This is a genomic window from Mycobacterium asiaticum DSM 44297 (genome assembly GCF_000613245.1).
Classification (GTDB): Bacteria; Actinomycetota; Actinomycetes; order Mycobacteriales; family Mycobacteriaceae; genus Mycobacterium; species Mycobacterium asiaticum.
In genome coordinates this window covers 1-1,113 of sequence record NZ_HG964943.1, presented here as the reverse complement: position 1 = coordinate 1,113, position 1,113 = coordinate 1, and the positions used below count along the sequence as shown (strand labels likewise).

At 72.2% G+C, this 1,113-nt stretch carries 1 protein-coding gene and 1 pseudogene; both read right to left on the bottom strand.

Annotated features, from left to right (window positions below; translation table 11 throughout):
- On the bottom strand, positions 1-874 hold an 874-nt coding region (locus tag BN972_RS27515), incomplete at its 3' end, for a glycosyltransferase family 4 protein (RefSeq protein WP_036366327.1).
- A gap of 100 nt (positions 875-974) precedes the next feature.
- Positions 975-1,113, bottom strand: a pseudogene (locus BN972_RS29685) (hypothetical protein); the annotation flags it as partial.

Below are 1,113 nucleotides of genomic sequence, written 5' to 3'. Positions count from 1 at the left end.
CCTCGACGTCCAACCCGGCCCCGCGGGTCCGGCAGGGCATCGCGAGCACGTCGGCCATCGCGTGGTGTGCCGGCAACTCGTCGCCCGGTACCCCGCCGGTGAATGTCACCTGATCGGCCACCCCGCAGTCGCGCGCCACCTTGCGCAAGCTGTCCAGGTAGGGGCCTCCGCCGACGATGACCAGGGCGGCCCCGTCGACCCGCCGCCGGATCGTGGGCAGCGCCCTGATCAGCATGTCCTGGCCCTTGCGCGGCACCAGTCGGGACACACACACCACGGTCGGCCGCTCCCCCAGCCCGTAGCGCTCGCGCAACTCGGCGCGCGCGACAGGGTCCGGGCGGAACCGGTCGCTGTCCACCCCCGGCGGCAGGTATTCCAAGGCGGACGCCGGCCCAAACGCCGGCGCGAAGCGCGATCGGGTGTACCGGCTGACGAAGGTCACGACGTCGGTGTCGTCACCGATGCGCCGCAACACCGAACGAGCCACGGGAAGCATCGACCATCCCACCTCGTGGCCGTGGGTGCTGGCCAGCACCCGGCGGGCTCCGGCCTGCCGGGCCCGCGGCGCCAGCAGTGCCAGCGGTGCCGCGGCACCGAACCACACCGTGTCGATGCCGCCGTCGGCGATCAACCGGCGCATTCGGCTGTCGACGGCCGGGACGGGCAGCATCAGCGTGGTGGGATGGCGCACCACCCGGTAACCCGCTTCGGCGGCCGCTTGGTCAAAAGTCTCTGCGCCCTTCCACTTCGGCGCGTACACCGTCACGGTGTGCTTGCCGGCCTTGGCCAGCCGGCCGACGAATTCGCCGAGGTACGACTGGATGCCGCCGCGCCGCGGCGGAAAGTCGTTGGTTACCAGCAGGACCCGGCTCACGACGACACGTTAGCGCGGGCAGCGCCGGTGAGCGTGCCCGCGATGCCGGCTCTCGCGGCGTGTCGCTGGACCCGAACGCACCTTCGCGGGCACCTCAGCATCAGCCCGACCCGGTGGCCCATTCCTGCCAGCGCGCCAGCAGGGCCGTCGCATCAAGCCCCAGCACCCGCTCGGCGGCGGTGGGTACATCGGGATGCCCAGGCCCGCACGCCGCCAGATAGAGTTCGCGCAGCTTGGCC